The organism is Citrobacter sp. Cpo030, assembly GCF_030333005.1.
In the GTDB taxonomy this organism is placed as follows: Bacteria; Pseudomonadota; Gammaproteobacteria; order Enterobacterales; family Enterobacteriaceae; genus Citrobacter; species Citrobacter portucalensis.
Genome location: NZ_JAOWGT010000060.1, coordinates 1 through 20836, shown reverse-complemented (window position 1 = coordinate 20836; position 20836 = coordinate 1). Strand labels below are relative to the sequence as shown.

19 protein-coding genes and 1 pseudogene are annotated in these 20836 nt (G+C 50.1%); 5 read left to right on the top strand and 15 right to left on the bottom strand.

The genetic code is table 11. The features are described from left to right. Positions 1–19 precede the first annotated feature (19 nt). Both nagK and cobB read left to right on the top strand, forming a co-directional pair. Positions 20–931: an N-acetylglucosamine kinase gene (gene nagK, locus OGY37_RS11320; RefSeq protein WP_149335811.1), complete on the top strand. Its 912-nt coding sequence runs from the start codon at positions 20–22 to the stop codon at positions 929–931. A gap of 15 nt (positions 932–946) precedes the next feature. Then, positions 947–1768 carry a Sir2 family NAD+-dependent deacetylase gene (cobB, locus tag OGY37_RS11315; RefSeq protein WP_003832281.1) on the top strand — a complete coding sequence of 274 codons (822 nt, stop codon included), beginning with the start codon at positions 947–949 and terminating at the stop codon, positions 1766–1768. A gap of 103 nt (positions 1769–1871) precedes the next feature. Here the strand turns inward: cobB and potD are convergent, their stop codons facing one another. Genes potD through potA form a run of 4 tightly spaced genes read right to left on the bottom strand, consistent with a single transcriptional unit; the run spans position 1872 to position 5699 of the window. Next, positions 1872–2918, bottom strand: a complete 1047-nt coding sequence (potD, locus tag OGY37_RS11310) for a spermidine/putrescine ABC transporter substrate-binding protein PotD (protein WP_149281618.1) — start codon at positions 2916–2918, stop codon at positions 1872–1874. Between the two features lie 27 nt (positions 2919–2945). Continuing rightward, entirely contained in the window at positions 2946–3725 is a 780-nt protein-coding gene (potC, locus tag OGY37_RS11305; protein WP_003030794.1) for a spermidine/putrescine ABC transporter permease PotC, read from the bottom strand. Beyond that, positions 3722–4579: a spermidine/putrescine ABC transporter permease PotB gene (gene potB / locus OGY37_RS11300; protein WP_003832285.1), complete on the bottom strand. Its 858-nt coding sequence runs from the start codon at positions 4577–4579 to the stop codon at positions 3722–3724. The genes potC and potB overlap by 4 nt, the downstream gene beginning before the upstream one ends. After that, positions 4563–5699 (bottom strand): spermidine/putrescine ABC transporter ATP-binding protein PotA, encoded by a 1137-nt coding sequence (gene potA, locus OGY37_RS11295; protein WP_003832287.1) that lies wholly within the window; start codon positions 5697–5699, stop codon positions 4563–4565. Before potA ends, potB begins: the two co-directional genes overlap by 17 nt. Positions 5700–5949: 250 nt before the next feature. Between potA and pepT the strand changes: the two genes are divergently transcribed. Continuing rightward, positions 5950–7176: a peptidase T gene (pepT, locus tag OGY37_RS11290; protein WP_020996480.1), complete on the top strand. Its 1227-nt coding sequence runs from the start codon at positions 5950–5952 to the stop codon at positions 7174–7176. 100 nt (positions 7177–7276) lie between these two features. Here the strand turns inward: pepT and roxA are convergent, their stop codons facing one another. From roxA to rluE, 9 genes are all read right to left on the bottom strand, one after another. Then, the gene (roxA, locus tag OGY37_RS11285; protein WP_003030786.1) at positions 7277–8398 is read right to left on the bottom strand and encodes a [50S ribosomal protein L16]-arginine 3-hydroxylase; all 1122 of its coding nucleotides are present in this window, start codon (positions 8396–8398) and stop codon (positions 7277–7279) included. Positions 8399–8490: 92 nt separating this feature from the next. After that, positions 8491–9954: a two-component system sensor histidine kinase PhoQ gene (phoQ, locus tag OGY37_RS11280; RefSeq protein ID WP_126318419.1), complete on the bottom strand. Its 1464-nt coding sequence runs from the start codon at positions 9952–9954 to the stop codon at positions 8491–8493. Beyond that, a complete protein-coding gene (phoP, locus tag OGY37_RS11275; protein ID WP_003846709.1) occupies positions 9954–10625 on the bottom strand; it encodes a two-component system response regulator PhoP in 672 nt (223 codons plus the stop codon). Before phoP ends, phoQ begins: the two co-directional genes overlap by 1 nt. Positions 10626–10820: 195 nt before the next feature. Further along, on the bottom strand, positions 10821–12191 hold the full coding sequence (purB, locus tag OGY37_RS11270) for an adenylosuccinate lyase (protein ID WP_003832400.1): 1371 nt from the start codon (positions 12189–12191) through the stop codon (positions 10821–10823). Positions 12192–12194: 3 nt separating this feature from the next. Beyond that, positions 12195–12836, bottom strand: coding sequence for a high frequency lysogenization protein HflD (gene hflD, locus OGY37_RS11265; RefSeq protein ID WP_003832401.1), 642 nt, complete (start codon positions 12834–12836; stop codon positions 12195–12197). A gap of 34 nt (positions 12837–12870) precedes the next feature. Further along, entirely contained in the window at positions 12871–13977 is a 1107-nt protein-coding gene (mnmA, locus tag OGY37_RS11260) for a tRNA 2-thiouridine(34) synthase MnmA (protein ID WP_003832402.1), read from the bottom strand. Positions 13978–14030: 53 nt separating this feature from the next. After that, positions 14031–14492 carry an NUDIX hydrolase gene (locus OGY37_RS11255; RefSeq protein ID WP_286620817.1) on the bottom strand — a complete coding sequence of 154 codons (462 nt, stop codon included), beginning with the start codon at positions 14490–14492 and terminating at the stop codon, positions 14031–14033. A 9-nt stretch (positions 14493–14501) separates the two neighbouring features. Beyond that, positions 14502–15440, bottom strand: a complete 939-nt coding sequence (locus OGY37_RS11250; RefSeq protein WP_126318416.1) for a hypothetical protein — start codon at positions 15438–15440, stop codon at positions 14502–14504. Between the two features lie 34 nt (positions 15441–15474). Further along, the gene (gene rluE / locus OGY37_RS11245; protein ID WP_003832405.1) at positions 15475–16098 is read right to left on the bottom strand and encodes a 23S rRNA pseudouridine(2457) synthase RluE; all 624 of its coding nucleotides are present in this window, start codon (positions 16096–16098) and stop codon (positions 15475–15477) included. A gap of 202 nt (positions 16099–16300) precedes the next feature. Between rluE and icd the strand changes: the two genes are divergently transcribed. Together icd and OGY37_RS11235 are read left to right on the top strand one after the other, a co-directional pair. Continuing rightward, the gene (gene icd / locus OGY37_RS11240; RefSeq protein ID WP_003030769.1) at positions 16301–17551 is read left to right on the top strand and encodes an NADP-dependent isocitrate dehydrogenase; all 1251 of its coding nucleotides are present in this window, start codon (positions 16301–16303) and stop codon (positions 17549–17551) included. 309 nt (positions 17552–17860) lie between these two features. Further along, on the top strand, positions 17861–19177 hold the full coding sequence (locus tag OGY37_RS11235; RefSeq protein WP_148362096.1) for a hypothetical protein: 1317 nt from the start codon (positions 17861–17863) through the stop codon (positions 19175–19177). Between the two features lie 124 nt (positions 19178–19301). Here the strand turns inward: OGY37_RS11235 and OGY37_RS11230 are convergent. Beyond that, positions 19302–19631 (bottom strand): annotated as a pseudogene (locus OGY37_RS11230) (tyrosine-type recombinase/integrase); the annotation flags it as partial. A gap of 14 nt (positions 19632–19645) precedes the next feature. After that, positions 19646–20757 (bottom strand): IS3 family transposase gene (locus OGY37_RS11225; RefSeq protein ID WP_103848104.1). Its coding sequence is split into 2 segments (ribosomal slippage): positions 19646–20496 and positions 20496–20757, totalling 1113 coding nucleotides; the frame shifts between segments, so codons are not numbered across the junction. Positions 20758–20836 lie beyond the last annotated feature (79 nt).

Sequence of the window (20836 nt, the reverse complement as noted above, 5' to 3'; positions counted from 1 at the left end):
CGTGTATCAAGGAGCGGTGATGTATTACGGATTTGACATCGGCGGGACCAAAATTGCGCTGGGCGTGTTTGATAAGCAACGTCGTCTGCAATGGGAAACTCGCGTTCCTACGCCTCGCGACAGCTACGACGCTTTCCTTGATGCGGTCTGCAACCTGGTGACGGAAGCGGATCAGCGGTTCGGCATCAAAGGTTCGGTAGGCATCGGCATTCCAGGCATGCCGGAAACCGAAGACGGCACGCTGTACGCGGCCAACGTTCCTGCCGCCAGTGGCAAACCGCTCCGCGCCGATCTCAGCGCTCGCCTTGACCGCGATGTGCGTCTGGATAACGATGCGAACTGTTTTGCTCTCTCCGAAGCCTGGGATGACGAGTTCACCCAGTATCCGCTGGTGATGGGGTTGATCCTCGGTACGGGCGTCGGCGGCGGCCTGGTGCTTAACGGGAAATCCATCACCGGACGCAGCTATATCACCGGTGAGTTTGGTCATATTCGTTTGCCGGTCGATGCGCTGACGCTGATGGGCTTTGATTTCCCGCTGCGCCGCTGCGGATGCGGTCAACTGGGATGCATCGAAAGCTATCTTTCCGGCGGTGGATTTGCGTGGTTGTATCAGCATTACTACCATCAACCGCTGGATGCCCGCGAAATTATCGCGCTGTGGGAGCAGGGTGATGAGCACGCGCGGGCCCACGTTGAACGCTATCTGGATTTGCTGGCGGTGTGTCTTGGGAATATCCTGACTATCGTCGATCCTGATTTGGTGGTGATTGGCGGAGGCTTGTCGAATTTTACCGCTATTACGACGCAACTGGCGAACCGACTGCCGCGTCATCTGCTGCCGGTTGCCCGGGTACCGCGTATTGAGCAGGCACGGCACGGTGATGCCGGCGGGATGCGCGGGGCTGCTTTCCTACATCTTACCGATTAATACAAAGAGGTTGTTATGCTGTCGCGTCGGGGTCATCGGTTAAGCCGCTTTCGTAAAAATAAACGCCATTTGCGCGATCGCCTGCGTCAACGAATCTTTTTCAGAGACAGAGTGGTGCCTGAATTGATGGAAAAACCAAGAGTGCTGGTACTGACTGGAGCGGGAATCTCCGCTGAGTCAGGAATTCGAACATTTCGCGCGGCGGATGGTCTCTGGGAAGAACATCGGGTTGAGGACGTTGCGACTCCGGAAGGATTTAGCCGAAACCCGGAGCTGGTTCAGTCGTTTTATAACGCCCGTCGCCATCAGTTGCAACAGCCAGAAATCCAGCCCAACGCGGCGCATATCGCGCTGGCAAAACTCGAAGCCGAACTGGGCGACCGTTTTTTACTGGTGACGCAGAACATTGATAATCTGCATGAGCGTGCGGGCAGCCAGAACGTTATCCATATGCATGGCGAACTGCTTAAAGTTCGCTGTTCGCAAAGCGGGCAGATTCTGGAGTGGACGGGCGATGTGACCCCGGAAGATAAATGCCATTGCTGCCAGTTTCCGGCACCGCTGCGACCCCACGTAGTGTGGTTTGGTGAAATGCCGCTGGGCATGGATGAAATTTATATGGCGCTGGCAATGGCAGATGTGTTCATTGCGATTGGCACATCGGGACATGTTTATCCGGCAGCCGGTTTTGTGCATGAGGCGCGGCTGCATGGGGCACATACGGTAGAACTAAATCTCGAGCCGAGCCAGGTAGGCAGCGAGTTTGAAGAGAAGTATTACGGCCCGGCAAGCCAGGTGGTGCCTGAGTTCGTTGAGAAGTTATTGAAAGGGCTGTGATTTTTTATTGCCGGATGGCGGCAAATGCCTTATCCGGCCTACGGTTTGCATTGATGTAGGCCCGATAAGCGTCGCGCCATCGGGCATTCCTTACAACGCTGAATTAGCGTCCTGCTTTTAGCTTTTGATAATACTCTTCATAGATAGCGCTGGCGGAACCAACATCGTTCTGCCATTCCCCTTTGTTGATGGTTTCTGCGTCAGGGTAGAGCGTTTTGTCGTTCGCGACCTCAGGATTTAACAGCTTGCGTGCTGCCAGGTTTGGCGTCGGGTAACCGATAGTTTCTGCGACTTCTTTCGCCACGTCCGGGCGCAGCAGGAAGTTAATCAGCTTCAGCGCACCTTCTTTGTTTTTCGCGTTAGCCGGAATAGACAGGCTGTCCATCCAGAAAATGCCACCTTCTTTTGGCCAAACCACTTCCAGCGGTGTGCCCGCCTGACGCGCAACATACGCGGAGCCGTTCCACACCATCCCCAGATTAACTTCGCCTTCCATATACGGGTTGGCCGGGTTGTCAGAGTTAAATGCCGCAACGTTAGGCATCAGCTTCTTCAACTCGTTATAGGCGGCTTCAATCTCTTTAGGATCGGTGGTATTGCCGGAATATCCCAGCTTGCGCAGCGCCATCTGGAACACTTCTCGCGCATCATCCGTTAACAGCAGACTGCCTTTATACTCCGGCTTCCACAGATCGGCCCAACTGGTGACGGTTTTAGGATCGATAGCATCGCTGTTGACGCCAATGGCCGTTGCACCCCAGATATACGGGATGGAGTAGTCATTGTTCGGGTCAAACGGCTTGTTGAGCATTTCCGGATCAAGGTTGTGGAAGTTGGTCAACGCCGACTTGTCGATCTTCTGGATCATGCCTTCTTTACGCATTTTATCGACGTAATAGGTGGACGGAACCACCAGATCGTATGCGCCGTCTTTATAGGTTTTGAGCTTGGCGTACATGGTTTCATTCGACTCGTAGGTCGAATAGATAACCTTAATGCCGGTTTCTTTGGTGAACTGTTCCAGCAGACCCGGTGGTACGTATTCAGTCCAGTTATAGAAATAGAGCGTGTTGTTGTCATTCGCGTGAGCGGCGCTCATGCCCAGTGCCAGAGCACCCGCCGCGAGCAGGTGGCGTGACCATTTTTTCATCATTTAACGTCCCCTGAATTAAGGGCCTTAGCGGCCCTTGGTTTTATCACGTGCAATAAGCTGGCTGGCAATCACCATAACCAGCGACAGAACCAACAAAATGGTCGCCAGCGCGTTTACCTCTGGTGATACGCCGACTTTAACCATTGAGTAGATTTTTAATGGCAAAATTTCATAACCCGGTCCGGTGACGAAAGATGAAACAACGACATCATCCATCGACAGCGTAAAGCTCAGCAACCAACCTGCAGCCACCGCAGGCATAGCCAGTGGCAGTATTATCTTGCGCAGAATAGTTACTTCGCTGGCACCCAAATCTTTAGCCGCCTCAAGCATGCGGACATCAAAACCTTTCAGGCGAGAGTAAACCGTCACCACCACAAAAGGCAGACAAAAAGTGATATGCGAGAACAGCAGCGACCAGAAACCCAGTTGAATGCCGATCAGCATAAACAGCACCAGCAGAGATATTGCCATCACAATATCCGGCGACATCATCACCACGAACAGCATGCCACTGACGAACGGTTTACCGCGAAAACGGTAACGGTACAGCGCAACCGCAGTAAGTGAGCCGATCAAGGTGGCAAACGTGGCGGATAGCACCGCCATCGTCAGCGAGTGCTGTGCTGCCTGCAACAGGCTGTCGTTATTCATCAGCAGGCCGTACCATTTGGTAGTAAAACCCTGCCAGTTGATGCCAAAGCGCGAACTGTTAAAGGAGTTCACAATCAGAATGATGATTGGAATATACAGATACGCGTAGATAGCGGTCATAAAACCGCCGCGAAGCAGTCGACCGATCATTCGAGTTCCACCTTCTTGTTCAGTAAGCGGGAGGCGCGCCAGTAGATCAGCAGCATCAGACCCATCACGATGGTCAGCGTAATGCTGGTGGCTGCACCAAACGGCCAGTCGCGGATGTTCAGGAACTGAACTTTAATTACGTTACCAATCAGCAGGTTTTTCGCACCGCCCATTAAGTCGGAAACGTAAAACAGCCCCATTGCGGGCAGCATGACCAGCAGGCATCCGGCGATAATCCCCGGCATCGTCAACGGAATAATGATGCGAGTGAAGGTCTGAAGCTTATTGGCACCTAAATCGCGTGCGGCTTCCAGCAGCGGTTTATCGAGCTTTTCAATGCTGGAATAGAGCGGCATCACCATAAACGGCAGCAGGATGTATACCAGCCCGATAATCACCGCGCTGGGGGTAAACATAATGCGAATGGGTGTATCGATAACGCCGAGCCATAACAGAAACTCGTTGAGATAGCCTTTGGTACTGAGGAAAATTTTGAGTCCGTAGATGCGAATAAGGGAATTGGTCCAGAACGGAACAATCAGCAGGAATAGCAGCAGCGGACGTACTTTTTCCGGCAGTTTCACCAAAAACCAGGCAAACGGGTAGCCGAGTACCAGACAGGCGAGCGTGGCAATCAGCGCCATATTGAGGGAGTGAACCAGCACCTCAAAATAGAGCGGATCGAGCAGACGCGTATAGTTCTCCAGCGTAAAGACCATTTTGACGAAATTGGCGTCGTCACGGGTCAAAAAGCTGGTGCCGATGATCATCAGGTTGGGCAGAAAGACAAATAACACAAGCCAACCGACAATGGTGAAGATCACCACACTCTGGAATTTACTTGTGCTCTTCATCAGCCAGTACGACCTCCCAGCTTTCTACCCAGTTAATTGCCATTTTCTGGTCGAGCGAGTGGTCAAAGTCAGGATCATCTTCGTTGAAGAATTCGCTGACCATCACCATCTTGCCATTTTCCAGTTCTACAACCGACTCCAGCGTCATGCCTTTGTAGTTGCGTTCGCGCACGTAGCCGATCAGGCCTTCGATATGATTATCATCGTTGATTTCATCAACGCGTAAATCTTCAGGGCGTAACAGAACGTGCAGCTTTTGTCCGGGAACTACCGCGAAGTTGACATAAATATTGCACTCGCGGCCTTCAACGTTAGCACGAACACGCTGTTCATCCAGACGTTCAATCACCGTGGCGTTAAACATATTGATCTCGCCGATAAACCCGGCGACAAACAGATTCTTTGGCTCTTCGTAGATTTCGCGCGGCGTACCGTCCTGCTCAATCTTACCATCGCGCATCACCACGATGCGGTCAGACATAGTCAGCGCTTCTTCCTGATCGTGTGTGACAAAGACAAAAGTGATACCAAGCTTACGCTGCAGCGCTTTCAGTTCGTTCTGCATCTGCTTACGCAGCTTGTAGTCCAGCGCAGAGAGGGATTCATCTAACAAGAGTAAGCGGGGTTTGTTGACCACTGCTCGGGCAATCGCTACGCGCTGCTGCTGTCCGCCGGAAAGTTGATGCGGTTTTCGCTGGGCGAACTCTTCCAGTTGCACCATGCGCAAGGCTTCGGTAACGCGGGGAGAAATGTCGGCTGCGGGCGTTTTTTGCATGCGCAAACCAAAGGCCACATTCTCAAACACAGTCATGTGGGGGAATAGCGCATAGCTTTGGAAGACGGTATTCACGTAGCGATTTTCCGCTGGAACGTGAGTGATGTCCTCGTTGTCCAACAAAATATGACCGGAATCAACCGTTTCCAGACCGGCAATCAGGCGAAGAACGGTTGTTTTACCGCAGCCAGAGGGGCCAAGCAGCGTAAGAAACTCGCCATTATTGATGGTCAAATCCAGGCTGGAAATCACCTCTTTGCCATCGAAACTTTTGCGAATTCCCGCTAATTGCACCAGTGGAGAAAGCGAACGCGGTTGTTTATTCAATTTTTTACTCTGTCCCATGTAAACGCAACGGATGGCTGACCGATGCGGGGTTTGTGGTTAACCACCTTGATGACTCTTAATGAGGGCCGTTATTCTACGGCAAACCATTGTAATCGCCAATCCTTGTTGCGAATTACTGACTTAGCCCTATAGTCAGAGGGGATGTCAGGGCGAAATATTCTCACTTGCGGGGATAAAAGTGACCTGACGCAATATTTGTCTTTTGTTGCTTATTGATAATGTTGTCACAAAAAGTGAGGGTGACTGCATGGATAAACTACTTGAGCGTTTTTTACACTACGTGTCGCTGGACACCCAATCAAAATCGGGCGTGCGGCAGGTTCCCAGCACCGAAGGACAGTGGAAATTATTACAACTGCTCAAACAACAGCTTGAAGAGATGGGGCTGGTTAATATTTCACTGAGCGAAAAAGGCACGCTGATGGCAACGTTACCCGCTAACGTTGCAGGCAATATTCCCGCGATCGGCTTTATTTCTCATGTGGATACCTCACCGGATTTCAGCGGTAAAAATGTTAATCCGCAAATCGTTGAAAACTATCGCGGTGGCGATATTGCGTTAGGCATTGGTGATGAAGTTTTATCGCCGGTGATGTTCCCGGTGCTGCATCAACTTTTGGGGCAAACGCTGATCACCACAGACGGTAAAACGTTGCTGGGGGCGGATGATAAAGCAGGCGTGGCGGAAATCATGACCGCGCTGGCTGTGCTTATCCAAAAAGATATTCCGCACGGTGATATCCGCGTGGCCTTTACGCCGGACGAAGAGGTGGGGAAAGGGGCGAAGCATTTTGACGTTGCGGCATTCGATGCGCAGTGGGCCTATACCGTTGACGGTGGTGGCGTAGGTGAGCTGGAGTTTGAAAACTTCAACGCCGCGTCGGTTAATATCAAAATTGTTGGCAACAATGTGCATCCCGGCACCGCAAAAGGGGTGATGGTGAATGCGCTGTCCCTGGCGGCGCGTATTCACGCTGAGGTTCCGGCAGATGAAAGCCCTGAAAAGACGGAAGGCTATGAAGGCTTTTATCATCTGGCGAGCATGAAAGGGACGGTCGATCGGGCGGATATGCACTACATTATTCGTGATTTTGACCGTAAGCAGTTTGAAGCGCGTAAACGCAAGATCATGGATATCGCCAAGAAGGTTGGCAAAGGGTTACACCCAGACTGCTATATCGAACTGGTGATTGAAGACAGTTACTACAATATGCGCGAAAAAGTGATTGAGCATCCGCACGTGCTGGATATCGCCCAGCAGGCGATGCGCGATTGTGATATTGAGCCGGTGCTGAAACCGATCCGTGGCGGCACTGACGGCGCGCAGCTGTCGTTTATGGGATTACCGTGTCCAAATCTGTTCACCGGCGGCTACAACTATCATGGCAAGCATGAGTTTGTGACGCTGGAAGGAATGGAAAAAGCGGTGCAGGTGATTGTGCGTATTGCTGAATTGGCCGCGAAACAAAAATAAAGCATGTGTAGTTGCCGGATGGCGCTTTGCTTATCCGGCCTACAATATTTCACTCCAGTAGGCCTGATAAGACGCATGGCGTCGCATCAGGCACAGTCTATTACCCTTCGAAGAACCAGTACCCGCTGTTGACCAGCGCGGCAAGCATGGCAAGGAAAGAAGGATCTTCCAGCGCATCCTCAAAGTTCTCAGCCGTCAGCACAATATGACTGGCCAGCGCTTCCAGCGCAGGACGATGTGGCGAGTCAATTTTCTCACCGTTAGCGTAGACGTCATCGCCAATGCGCAATACGCGCAATCCGCCCAGACGCACTAAAACATCACCTTGTTTCAGGGCATCATAAATTTCGTCTGGCTGATACGGTGGCTCCGGCGGGGCAATATCCAGCTCATGACGAGACTGAGAGATAAACTCGCCAAACCACTGCTGAAAATGTTCTGGCTGATTAATCAGACCCAGCATCATTTCGCGCAGCTTGTCCATTTCCTGCGGCAGAACATCTGCCGGATGATCGCGCGGTGGCAGGTCAGGATCGCTGTAATAGGTGCTGCCCAGTTCGCGTTGCAAAACGTAATCGGCGAACCCGCTGATCAGCTCGCGAGTGTTTGGCGCGCGGAAGCCAACCGAATAGTTCATCGCGTTTTCTAACGCATAGCCTTCGTGCGGGAATCCCGGTGGAATGTACAGGATATCGCCGGGTTCCAGCTCTTCATCAATGATGGCTTCGAACGGGTCGACCTGAAGAAGATCCGGGTGAGGGCAGTGCTGCTTCAACTGCAGCTTTTCGCCTACGCGCCAGCGACGACGACCGGTTCCCTGAATGATAAATACATCGTACTGATCCAGGTGCGGGCCAACGCCGCCGCCGGGTACAGAGAAAGAAATCATCAGATCGTCGATTCGCCAGTCCGGTAATTCACGGAACGGGCGCATCAGCGCGGCGGTAGGTTCGTGCCAGTGGTTGACCGCCTGCACCAGCAAAGACCAGTTGTTCTCGCCAAGATGGTCGTAGCTTTCGAAGGGACCATGGCTAACCTGCCATTTACCATCCTGATGGCTGACGAGTCGGCTGTCGACCTCGCTTTCCATTGCCAGTCCAGCCAGTTCGTCAGGAGAAAGAGGATCAATAAAGTTATTAAACCCGCGTTTTAAGACCACCGGGCGTTTCTGCCAGTGGCGTTCAAGAAAATCGGGCCAGTTAAGTGTGAGTTGGTATTCCATAGTGAGCATCCCGCAGGCTGGTATCTGCAACCGATTATAACGGATACTTAACCTCAAGCGTGAAGTCAGTACATATTTATTACATGCGACGATTACTCGTCTTTCTGGCCCGGCTGCTGGCGGCCAAAAATAACTTCCATGCGCGCGCCACCCAGCAGGCTATCACCAGCAATAATTTGCCCGTCATACTGTTCGGTGATTTCTCGCGCCACCGCCAGACCGACGCCTTGTCCGGGACGTAGTGTATCTACGCGCTGTCCACGGTCAAACACCACTTCCCGTTTGCTTTGCGGAATACCAGGACCATCGTCTTCGACCAGAATATGCAGCTGATCCTCAGACAGTTGCGCCGAAATCTCGACAAACTCCAGACAATATTTACAGGCGTTATCCAGGACGTTGCCCAACACCTCGACAAAGTCATTCTGTTCGCCCACAAAGCTGATCTCAGGTGAGATATCGAGATTAATGTTGACCCCTTTACGCTGATACACTTTATTCAGCGCCGAGGTGAGCTTATCCAGCAACGGCGCGACCGGGTGCAGCTCGCGGCTGAGTAGGGCACTGCTGCCACGCATACTGGCGCGATGCAGGTAATAGCCTATCTGTTGGGAAATACGACTAATTTGTTCCAGCATGATAGGCTCTGCGTCGCTGACGTTCATCTTTTCGTTACGCATTGAGCGCAGCGTACTTTGCAGTACCGCCAGTGGCGTTTTCAGGCTATGGGTGAGATCGGTTAACGTGGTGCGGTATTTATCGTAGCGCTCACGTTCGCTTTTTAAAAGTCGATTGAGATTGCGAACCAGGCTGGTCAATTCGCGTGTGGTGGCGGGGTTTAGCATCTCACGATGATGTTCCTCAAGCTCACGGACTTCACGCGCTAGCGACTCAATTGGCCGCAGGCTCCACCAGGCGGCCACCCATAACAGCGGAATGACCAGCAACAGATTGGCGACCAGGACATAAATAAACCAGCTCCAGACCATATACGAGCGCTTTAGCTCTATAGGAATGGTGTCGACAACCACAATGGTCAGTTGCGGCATTCTGGCTGTGGCGGGGTAGACGTTCACCGCCACGGAGTGGGTCATTTCGGCGTCGTCATCATCTTCTCTGACTTCTTTTAACTGCTGCTGAGCGGAGTGATCTTCGCCCAGTAAAGTGCTGGTGGCGTTTACATTGGCTTCAATTTCATGAAAACCGTTCGTTTTTAGCCAGTCCGGTTGGATACTTTTCGTCAGCCAGGGAACATTGCGCTGCGCCCACAACAATTCACCGCTTTCGTTATAGATCAGCGACATTGTTGGACTTTGCATATCGAGATGTTCAGGCAGCTCGACGTTTATCTTGCCGTTTTCCCACTTTGCCAGGGTATAAAACAGATTACTTTCACCCCGCAGCAGGCGGAACGTTGTCTTATCAAAGCTGACGCTGTAGCCCACCAGGGCAACCATGCCGTAGGCCAGTGAGAGCACCAACACCACGCCCGCAGTTGCCAGTAAAAAGCGCAACCGCAGCGATAGCGGGAAAAAATGACGCAATAGTTTATTCATTAGCGCAGTTCAAAAAGATATCCCTGACCACGCACGGTGGTGATGACGTCGTCCGGATACTGCGCCTGTATTTTCTTACGCAGACGTCCCATTAGAACATCAATGGTGTGACTTTCGCGCAGCTCGGCATCCGGATAAAGCTGCAGCATGAGCGAATCTTTACTGACCACTTTGCCATTATTACGGATGAGCGTTTCCATAATGGTGTATTCAAACGCAGTGAGCTTGATAACTTCATCATTGACGGATAACTCGCGTCGAGAGAGGTCCACCTGAAAAGGCGGAAGGGAGATAATTTGCGATGCCAGACCGCTGTTGCGGCGCATCAGTGCCTGCATGCGCGCAGCCACTTCTTCGATGTGAAACGGTTTGGTGACATAATCGTCAGCGCCAGCGCTGAGGACTTCCACCTTGTCCTGCCAGCCTTCGCGCGCGGTTAATACCAGAATCGGCAGCGAAACCTCATTACTGCGCCAGCGGCGGATCAGCGACAAACCATCTTCATCGGGGAGTCCTAAATCAACGATCGCGATATCCGGCAGATGTTCATTCAGATAATAGTCCGCTTCCTTCGCATCTTCTGCATCATCCACCTGATGCCCTAAATCCTGTAACTGAACCTTGAGGTGGTGGCGTAATAAAGCATTATCCTCGACAACCAGTACGCGCATCATCGTTTCTCCCTAAAATAATGGTATGAATAGTTTAACGCTGATTATGTGGCTGTGGGGATAAACATTTAATAAACCGGGGGAAGGGATAATCTCGCGGACAATAAAAAAGCCGGAAGCGCTGATGCTTTCCGGCTTACTACGATATGAACGGAAGACCGGAACAGGCTCAAGCACGCTCCGGCATCAAACAGATTACTTCAGTTCATCAACCATGGTGATGGCGCGACCAATATAATTGGCAGGCGTCATTGCTTTCAGGCGAGTTTTCTCTTCTTCCGGCAGCGCCAGACCGTCGATAAACTGCTTCATACCTTCGGCGTCAACGCGCTTACCGCGGGTCAGCTCTTTCAGTTTCTCGTACGGCTTCTCAATACCGTAGCGACGCATCACGGTCTGAATCGGCTCTGCCAGAACTTCCCAGTTATGATCCAGTTCATCCAGCAGATGATCGCGGTTCACTTCCAGTTTGCTCACGCCTTTCAGCGTGGACTGATACGCGATCAGCGCATAGCCAATACCTACGCCCAGGTTACGCAGAACGGTAGAGTCAGTCAGGTCACGCTGCCAGCGGGAGACCGGCAGTTTGCTCGCCAGGTGCTGCAGAACCGCGTTAGACAGACCCAGGTTACCCTCGGAGTTTTCGAAATCGATGGGGTTAACTTTGTGCGGCATGGTGGAAGAGCCGATTTCACCCGCGATGGTTTTCTGTTTGAAATGGTTCAGCGCCACGTAACCCCAGACATCGCGGTCAAAGTCGATCAGGATGGTGTTGAAACGGGCGATGCAGTCAAACAGCTCGGCAATGTAGTCGTGCGGCTCAATCTGCGTGGTGTACGGGTTCCACTGGATGCCCAGCGAGGTGACAAACTCTTCGCTGAACTGATGCCAGTCAACTTCCGGGTAAGCGGCGATGTGGGCGTTATAGTTACCGACTGCACCATTGATCTTACCAAGAATTTCAACCTGGTTGAGCTGACGATACTGACGCTCCATACGGTAAGCCACGTTAGCCATTTCTTTGCCTAGCGTAGAAGGGGTGGCTGGCTGACCGTGGGTACGGGAGAGCAGAGGAATATCGCGATACTGTACAGACAGATCTTTCACCGCGTCGATAAGCTTACGCCAGTACGGCAGAACCACTTCGTCGCGTGCGGTTTTCAACATCAGCGCGTGAGACAGGTTGTTGATGTCTTCTGAAGTACACGCAAAGTGGATAAATTCGGAAACAGCGTGCAGTTCCGGGATATCCGCCACTTTCTCTTTCAGGAAATACTCAACTGCCTTCACATCATGGTTGGTCGTACGCTCAATGGTTTTGATGCGCGCAGCATCTTCTTCATTGAAGTTAGCGACGATCGCATCAAGGAAACCGATTGCGTCGGCAGCAAAAGCAGGAACTTCCTTGATCGCTGCGTGCGCGGCCAGTTTTTGCAGCCAGCGTACTTCAACCTGTACACGGAATTTCAGCAAACCGTATTCGCTGAAAATCCCGCGCAGCGCGCTGACTTTATCGCCGTAGCGTCCATCGACAGGGGAAACGGCGGTCAGTGAGGATAATTCCATAGATCACAACTCCGGGGTTAAATGAGCAAGAATTTGTTTTGCCTGAGTCGTCAGGCGATTACGAGAAAACATGAGTTGCAGACGGCCTCCACCAACCTGATGCCAGAGCACGGCAGCACGGATGCCAGCCAGCAGCGAAGCGCGTACTTTAGCCTGTACTTGTGGGCTCTGAAGGATGGCCGGGGAACCCGTGACCTGAATACGCGGGCCGAGTGGGCTGATGACGTCAACATAAATACCAGCCATCGCACTCATCAACGTTTCTGACTGCAAATCAAAATGGTCTAGTTGGCGCTGCAAGCCGCTAATACGGTCTCCCAGCGTGTCCATAGCGCCCTTGGCCGCTGACAGCTTACGCTCCAGCACCATCAGGCTTAGCGTATAGCGGGTGAGTTCCGCGTTCAGTCCCTGACGACTGCTGGCGTTCAGTACGCCAAGCAGCGTTTCAAGGCCAAGACGCAGATTGGCTTCGCTGCCGCCAAACACGCCCAGCGTAGAGCTGGGATTCATGTCGATGACACTGTTCAGTGAAACGTGTAATGCATCGGCATCACAATGCCCCTGGTGCGCCAGTTCCTGCACCAGGCGTGCCGACTGACAAATGCCTGCCAGGGCGAGGGTGATGTCATAATAATTCTTTGCCACGTTCACTGCTTCCTTGTATCAAATGTGTAAGTAATTATACCGGCAGAGGCAATCGTTGTTCGATAATGCCGCCGCCGAGGCACACTTCGCCATTGTAAAAGACAGCCGACTGACCCGGCGTGACCGCCGCGACTGGCTCGTCGAAAATGACTTCAATACGCTCAGCATCCAGTGCCTTAACGGTGCACGGAATGTCGGTCTGACGATAGCGGGTTTTCACCGTGCAGCGCATGGTGCCGGTGAACGGTTCGCGATCGACCCAATGCAGCTGTTGCGCCACCAGCCCAACGGACATCAGACGTGGATGTTCATGACCCTGAGCGACAACCAGAATGTTGTTCTCAACGTCTTTATCCACCACATACCATGGATCTTCTGTCCCTTCTTTCGTTCCGCCAATACCCAGACCTTTACGCTGACCCAGAGTGTGGTACATCAGCCCCTGATGCTGGCCAATCTCTTCGCCGTCAACGGTGATGATTTTGCCTGGCTGAGCCGGCAGGTAACGACCAAGAAACTCGCGGAACTTACGTTCGCCAATGAAGCAGATGCCGGTGGAGTCTTTTTTCTTGGCCGTAATCAGACCAAGATCTTCGGCAATTTTACGCACCTGCGGTTTTTCCAGTTCACCGACCGGGAACAGGCTTTGCGCGATTTGCTCATGGCCGAGTGTGTAGAGGAAATAACTCTGGTCTTTATTGCCATCGAGCCCACGCAGCAGGCGGCTTTTGCCGTCGACATCCGCGCGACGCACGTAGTGACCGGTGGCGATGTAATCGGCACCTAAATCTTCTGCGGCAAACTCAAGGAAGGCTTTAAACTTAATTTCTTTATTGCACAGAATATCCGGGTTCGGCGTACGGCCCGCTTTGTACTCTTCAAGGAACAGTTCAAAGACGTTGTCCCAGTATTCTGCGGCAAAGTTGACGGTATGCAGTTCAATACCGAGTTTGTCACAGACAGCCTGCGCATCCGCAAGGTCGGCGGCCGCTGTGCAGTATTCCTCGCCATCGTCCTCTTCCCAGTTCTTCATGAACAGGCCTTCTACCTGATAGCCCTGTTGTTGTAACAGCCAGGCAGAAACGGAGGAATCGACACCGCCGGACATGCCGACGATCACTTTTTTTGGGCTTTCAGACATAGGAATACTCACGACATTGAACTTCAAGGCGGCATATTCTAGCACGCAGCCCTTTACTTGACACCCTCTGTAAACGGCCAGTTAAATTCGCCGATCATGGCCAGTGGGTAGCGCTGTCCGCTCTGATAACAGCGAATACTCTCTGCAACCAACGGCGAACGCAGGTTTGGCGCAGAGAAAATCTCTTCTGCGCTGACCCAGCGACAGCAATCTATATCGCTGTCATGGGGTTCTGTAGCGCACATATTGGCAAGCTCGATAGAGAAAAGAAAACGCAAAAAGGGCGTTCTGTCCGGCGCAATCCATTGATGCATACGAATGAAATGCTGCGGCTGCCCTTTAATGCCCGTTTCTTCCCACAGTTCGCGTGTTGCGGCTTGCACCAGCGTTTCATCGGCTTCCAGGTGTCCTGCAGGCTGATTCCACAAGGCTTTGCCATTGATCGTTTCTTCAACGACTAAGAATTTATCTTCTGCATGCACAATGCAGGCGACCGTGACGTGCGGTTTGAACATGTTTTCCCCTTATTCCTCAGCAAATCCTTCGGTAACATCAGGCCAGCTAATTTCACCGCTGGCCTTGTCGATACTGGTATAAGCCACGGGAGGTGACGTTTGTGGGTCGGCCCCTCCACGGCACAATGCGGTTTGATGATCCTCGCGCACGATAATTTCAATGGCCTTTTTAGCATTCCAGCTTTCATAAAAGATACATTGGTGGTCGTGACGTAGCCCAAGGGTGGCGACTCTTGTTGCTTTGTCTGTCGACAACGGGTTGATGTCGCCGCGATAGTGGTCACCGCTGTTTATAGCCTGTAACTGCGACTTTTTTAACCAGCCGCGTATGATTTGGCGATCGGTGGTGTAATAGACCGCTTCCATAAAATCATCGTTGGATTGTTCTTGTACAGAGACGAGGTCGCCGGGCACTAAAAATACGGACGGGCTGCGACACTGTTCGGTTGGCATCGCATAGAACCATGCGCGGGTGTCTCCTGTTACCTGATAGTGGTTTGCGGAGGAGGAGGGTAAGAACCCGCGCTGCGACATCGCTTTATTTGCCCATGTCTGGCAAGACGCGCTTACTGCAAGCGGACTGGATAACGGCGTTAACCCAACTACCGAGACCCAGCCGGTGGCGAAGGTTCCTTTAGCGTCCCGATAACGTACGTAACGATAAGGTTCATCTTTGGAAAGCATGCCCGTGCTTTTGTAGCGCTGTGAACTCCTGAGCACCTCGACGGTGTCGCCATTGACCATGAACGCGGGGAGTTGACACTCTGTTGCTGGTGCAGAATAGAAATGCAGGCGTGAGTCGGTTTTTACTTTGGCAGACTCATAAAGGTAGTTTGCCTCTCCGGCTGCTGTTCCGGCAATCGTCTCACAGTCCAGTTTTGCTGAACAAAACGGTGACGCGCCGAGCAGGATGAATGCTGCAAAAAGCTGCTTATCCATTTTTTTCATTCTGCCCTGTTAACACTCACGTTAAACCGTACGGTTACGATTTCAGTTCCCGCCACTCGCCGTTAGCAAGATTTTCCAGCGTGTAATCCCCCATGGCATAGCGGATGAGGCGCAGCGTAGGAAATCCAACATGCGCTGTCATACGACGTACCTGACGGTTGCGGCCTTCATATAAGGTAACTTTCAACCAGCTGGTGGGAATGTTTTTCCGTTCCCGAATCGGCGGATTTCTCGGCCACAGCCATACGGGTTCCTCTACTACTTCAATGCCTGCGGGTAGCGTGGGGCCATCATTGAGCGTTACTCCGTTACGCAGGGCGTCCAGCGCTTCTGCTGTCGGCTCGCCTTCAACCTGGACGTAATAAATTTTCCCGGTACGCTTACCGGGTTGCGTTAACCGCGCCTGCAGCGCGCCGTCATTGGTTAGCACCAAAAGCCCTTCGCTGTCCCGGTCGAGTCGGCCCGCCGCATAAATTCCCGGCACGGGAATAAAATCTTTTAACGTGCTTCTGCCAGCCTCGTCAGTAAATTGTGGCAAAACATCGTAGGGTTTATTGAACAAAACCACGCGTTTTGGCTGGTTTTCTTTACGCTGCTTAGTGACTTGTCGTGAGCTGAATCGCTCAACCCGGTGATTTCTAAAAGAAGTTTTTTGCATGGTATTTTCAGATTATATCAATTGCCGCATTATAGCCTAAGAACGAGTGTCTTTCATGGCGGCGAACAATAGGGTAGTATTGACACGCTCATTACAAATCATTAACAAAAAGTTGCTCTAACGCATCCGTGTAGCAGGACGCAAACGCACATGCAGCGTGATGACAGACGAGCAGAACCAGAAGCGCTCGAAGGAGAGGTGAATGGAAAGCAAAGTAGTTGTTCCGGCGGAAGGTAAGAAGATCACCCTGCAAAACGGCAAACTCAACGTTCCTGAAAATCCGATTATCCCGTTCATTGAAGGCGACGGTATCGGCGTTGATGTAACCCCACCGATGATCAAAGTTGTCGATGCTGCTGTCGAGAAAGCCTATAAAGGCGAGCGTAAAATCTCCTGGATGGAAATCTACACCGGCGAGAAATCCACTCAGGTTTATGGCCAGGACGTCTGGCTGCCTGCTGAAACCTTAGATCTGATTCGTGAATATCGTGTTGCCATTAAAGGCCCTCTGACCACCCCTGTTGGCGGCGGTATTCGCTCTCTGAACGTAGCTCTGCGTCAGGAACTTGACCTGTATGTCTGCCTGCGTCCGGTGCGTTATTATCAGGGCACACCAAGCCCGGTTAAACACCCTGAACTGACCGACATGGTCATCTTCCGCGAAAACTCCGAAGATATCTACGCGGGTATCGAGTGGAAAGCTGACTCTGCCGATGCTGAGAAAGTGATTAAATTCCTGCGCGAAGAGATGGGCGTGAAGAAAATCCGCTTCCCGGAACATTGCGGCATTGGTATCAAACCGTGTTCTGAAGAAGGGACTAAACGTCTGGTGCGTGCAGCGATTGAATACGCCATCGCCAACGATCGTGATTCAGTTACCCTGGTACACAAAGGCAACATCATGAAGTTCACCGAAGGCGCGTTCAAAGACTGGGGTTACCAGTTAGCGCGTGAAGAATTCGGTGGTGAACTGATCGACGGCGGTCCATGGGTGAAAATCAAGAACCCGAAAACCGGTAAAGAGATCGTGGTTAAGGACGTTATCGCCGATGCGTTCCTGCAACAGATCCTGCTGCGTCCGGCTGAGTATGACGTGATTGCCTGTATGAACCTGAACGGTGACTACATCTCCGATGCGCTGGCCGCACAGGTTGGTGGTATTGGTATCGCGCCGGGTGCAAACATCGGTGACGAATGCGCTCTGTTCGAAGCAACCCACGGTACTGCACCGAAGTATGCAGGTCAGGATAAAGTGAACCCAGGTTCCATCATTCTGTCTGCTGAAATGATGCTGCGCCACATGGGTTGGGTCGAAGCGGCTGACCTGATCGTTAAAGGTATGGAAGGCGCGATTAACGCGAAAACCGTAACCTATGACTTCGAACGTCTGATGGACGGCGCTAAGCTGCTGAAATGTTCAGAGTTTGGTGATGCGATCATCGAAAACATGTAATCCACATTCTGGGTTGTATGAGAACGGGAGCCAAGTGGTTCCCGTTTTTCATTATTAGGATTCTAACGGTTATCAAAATTTTATCAAAATAAGTTATCAAAAACAGTTACATTTACAATGTGCATTGTTTGGGAACATAAATGTGCCTCTTTTCTTGATACAGGAATAAAAAAAATAAGTAATAATTATAGATATCATGCAGAATCGTTCGAGATGTCATATGATTACGAATCTTGCTAGTAATAATGACTTTATTTCTGTATCTTAATCTTAAAGCATTTTTTCGTCAAAATTATATTAAGGTTTAATATGCACAGTTCTTTAGAAACTTTGAGAAATGCACTCAATGCACTTTCAGAAGCTGTAAACGATACTATTCCAGATGGTGAGAATACCTTATTGCTTGATAAGAACGGTATAAGCTATCCAGCTCTGTACCCAGGTGATTTAGTTGATCTCGTTAATTATTTGACTGATAGAATTGACAACGATAATCTTGACATATTGACCGATGAGGAAATCAAAGAGATAAAATTTATCACCAATAAGGTTAATAAAATAAAAGAAAGTTTGGTGCCTCATCTATTTAACGGAAATGGTCTTACTGCTATTCCTTCTTTCATAAACTCTCTTAATTACATATCCTTCTTTTTTGATAATTTATTCAGCTTTAGTAGGTTGCAGGACTCCAATTTACTCCCTCAAAAGATGTCTCGAAAAATAAAAATTATGGATGCGAGGGTAAAACAGATTTCACCTGAAATTGATGAGTTAGAGCAAAAAGTGAAAACTATTCTTGATGCTCATGCAACTGCCGACAATTTACCATTGCTTTTAGATGAGTTGCAGAAGTATCGTGAAGATATTATTAAAGGTAAAGATGAAGTTGTAAACTATAAAGAAGATAGCGAACATTCTCTTATACTGATGAAAATAGCTTTGGATGAAAGTGAACAATTAATAGCGAATCTTAAGAAAGATAGTTTAAAGGCTCAAGAATATTTAGCAATGTGTGAAGAAGCTATTAGGGCATCAACCTCGAAAGGTTTGGCTGGTGCTTTTGAAATTAAAGCCGAAAAATTAAATTGGAGTATCCGCTTGTGGGTTGGAGGTTTGGCTACAGCGCTTGGTGTTGGCGGGTTTGTAGGGTATGAAAGACTTAAAGCACTTTCTATTGTGCTATCATTACCTAATCCAAGTGCTATTGTTATCGGTACTCAGCTTCTATTATCTGTATTAAGTATTGGTGCGCCATTATGGTTTGCATGGCTATCTACCAAACAGATAAATCAGCGATTTAAATTGGCAGAGGATTATGCTTATAAATCTTCTGTTGCAAAAGCTTATGAAGGCTATAGAAATGAAGCATCTAAGTTAAATGACGAGACATTTTCAACTCGTTTATTTGATTCAGCATTAACTAGGTTAGAAGAGCCGCCATTACGATTTGTACAAGGTGAGGATCATTCTACACCTTGGATGGAAATGTTAAATTCGAAAGCGTTTGAGCGTTTCTTGGATTCATCGATAGATAATGTTAAATATGTAAAAAATATCATTGATAGAAAGTCAAAGCCTAGTGCTGTAACTGAAACAATTATGGCTACTGATAAGGATTCTAATTAAACTTAATAGAGGGTAGGCATGACTACCCTCTGACTTAAGGAAGTGATTTAATATATCTCTTTAATTACTTACCTTGACTTAAGTTTTTTGATAGACAATTTTATTGTCTGTCACTTCAAAATTATTATTGTAAATCAACTTTTCGCCAACCTTTGCCTCGATCATCGTGATAACGGTCTGTCTGCCTCTGTGATTTATGCCCTAGCAATTCTTTAGTATTGATCCCTTGGGATCTATACAACCGTTCGGCCAATGAACGTTGTTCGTGAAATGTAGCAGGGGTCCCATCACTCCAATCAATTCCTGCTGAATCTCTCGCTTTACTAAAATTCATTGTCAATGTATTGGATTTAACCTGTGCCCCACGCTCTGCCTGTGAAGTTGATCTGAAAAAATGTACTAAGTATGGACTAACTACATAGTCACGGCAGCGAGCTACAACATCGCGCAAGTGTAAATAGACCCGTTTTAGTTCCAGGCATTTTTTGAGATCCCGGCCAAATGATTGTGTTGCCGATATTCCTCCGGCGTCATATTGTTCAGTGATTCATGCGGGCGTTCACAGTTATATTCTGACACCCATCTTTCCGTGATTTCCCGCACTTCATTCAGCGTTCTGAACAGATAAAAATCGAGTATTTCTGTACGGTATGTTCGGTTAAAGCGCTCAATAAAAGCGTTCTGCGTCGGCTTACCCGGCTGAATAAATTCCAGTTTTACTGCATGTTGCTCTGCCCATTCAGCCAGTGCAAGTGAGATAAATTCCGGACCATTATCCATGCGTAGCATGACCGGATAGCCGCGATTTGCCGCGATCCTGTCGAGTACACGGACCACGCGCAAAGCTGGCAGATTCAGATCGATTTCAATCGACAATGCCTCACGGTTAAAGTCATCAACGACATTGAACGTGCGAAAACGACGGCCACAGACCAGAGCATCATGCATAAAATCGACAGACCAGCTCTGGTTCAGCGCTTCCGGTGTGGCCAGTGGCGAGGGATTACGCACCGGCAACCGTTGTTTGCCTTTACGGCGAAAATTCAGCTTCAGCAGACAATAAATACGATGGATCCTTTTGTGATTCCACGGGTATCCCTGCCGCCGCAGAACCTGGAAAAGTTTTGGAAAACCGTACCGTGGGTATCGCTCTGCCACTGCCTGTAACGCGACAATAACGGGTTCGTCACGCGTGGTATCCGGACGGTAATGGTAAACCGTTCTGCTCAGGTTCAGACTCCGGCAGGCCTGACGGATACTGAGTCCAAATGTCGTTATCAGATGAGTGACCAGCTCACGCTTAAAGGCTGGTTTTAAAGCTTTTTTTCGATAACGTCTTTCAGCGCCCGGTTCTCAAGGCTCAGGTCGGCAAACATCTGTTTGAGACGTCGATTCTCGTCCTCAAGATCCTTGATCTTTTTAATATCAGAAGCCTCCATGCCGCCGTATCTGGACTTCCAGTTGTAGTAGGTGGCTTCAGAGATACCGGCCTCCCGGCAGACATCTTTAACGGTTCGTCCGGCTTCAACCGATTTAATTACAGCAATGATCTGATGCTCAGTAAAACGGGCTTTACGCATAGCGATCTCCTTTGTTGGCAGAGTGATTATGCCGGAGGGTCTCTAAATGTGAATGGCACGATTATGCGGGATACTTACA

Excerpts from the sequence above, each read along its gene's own strand:
- nagK (WP_149335811.1), top strand. The coding sequence starts at position 20 with ATGTATTACGGATTTGACATCGGCGGGACCAAAATTGCGCTGGGCGTG.
- cobB (WP_003832281.1), top strand. The coding sequence starts at position 947 with ATGCTGTCGCGTCGGGGTCATCGGTTAAGCCGCTTTCGTAAAAATAAA.
- potD (WP_149281618.1), bottom strand. The coding sequence starts at position 2,918 with ATGAAAAAATGGTCACGCCACCTGCTCGCGGCGGGTGCTCTGGCACTG.
- potC (WP_003030794.1), bottom strand. The coding sequence starts at position 3,725 with ATGATCGGTCGACTGCTTCGCGGCGGTTTTATGACCGCTATCTACGCG.
- potB (WP_003832285.1), bottom strand. The coding sequence starts at position 4,579 with ATGAAGAGCACAAGTAAATTCCAGAGTGTGGTGATCTTCACCATTGTC.
- potA (WP_003832287.1), bottom strand. The coding sequence starts at position 5,699 with ATGGGACAGAGTAAAAAATTGAATAAACAACCGCGTTCGCTTTCTCCA.
- pepT (WP_020996480.1), top strand. The coding sequence starts at position 5,950 with ATGGATAAACTACTTGAGCGTTTTTTACACTACGTGTCGCTGGACACC.
- roxA (WP_003030786.1), bottom strand. The coding sequence starts at position 8,398 with ATGGAATACCAACTCACACTTAACTGGCCCGATTTTCTTGAACGCCAC.
- phoQ (WP_126318419.1), bottom strand. The coding sequence starts at position 9,954 with ATGAATAAACTATTGCGTCATTTTTTCCCGCTATCGCTGCGGTTGCGC.
- phoP (WP_003846709.1), bottom strand. The coding sequence starts at position 10,625 with ATGCGCGTACTGGTTGTCGAGGATAATGCTTTATTACGCCACCACCTC.
- purB (WP_003832400.1), bottom strand. The coding sequence starts at position 12,191 with ATGGAATTATCCTCACTGACCGCCGTTTCCCCTGTCGATGGACGCTAC.
- mnmA (WP_003832402.1), bottom strand. The coding sequence starts at position 13,977 with ATGTCTGAAAGCCCAAAAAAAGTGATCGTCGGCATGTCCGGCGGTGTC.
- OGY37_RS11255 (WP_286620817.1), bottom strand. The coding sequence starts at position 14,492 with ATGTTCAAACCGCACGTCACGGTCGCCTGCATTGTGCATGCAGAAGAT.
- OGY37_RS11250 (WP_126318416.1), bottom strand. The coding sequence starts at position 15,440 with ATGAAAAAAATGGATAAGCAGCTTTTTGCAGCATTCATCCTGCTCGGC.
- rluE (WP_003832405.1), bottom strand. The coding sequence starts at position 16,098 with ATGCAAAAAACTTCTTTTAGAAATCACCGGGTTGAGCGATTCAGCTCA.
- icd (WP_003030769.1), top strand. The coding sequence starts at position 16,301 with ATGGAAAGCAAAGTAGTTGTTCCGGCGGAAGGTAAGAAGATCACCCTG.
- OGY37_RS11235 (WP_148362096.1), top strand. The coding sequence starts at position 17,861 with ATGCACAGTTCTTTAGAAACTTTGAGAAATGCACTCAATGCACTTTCA.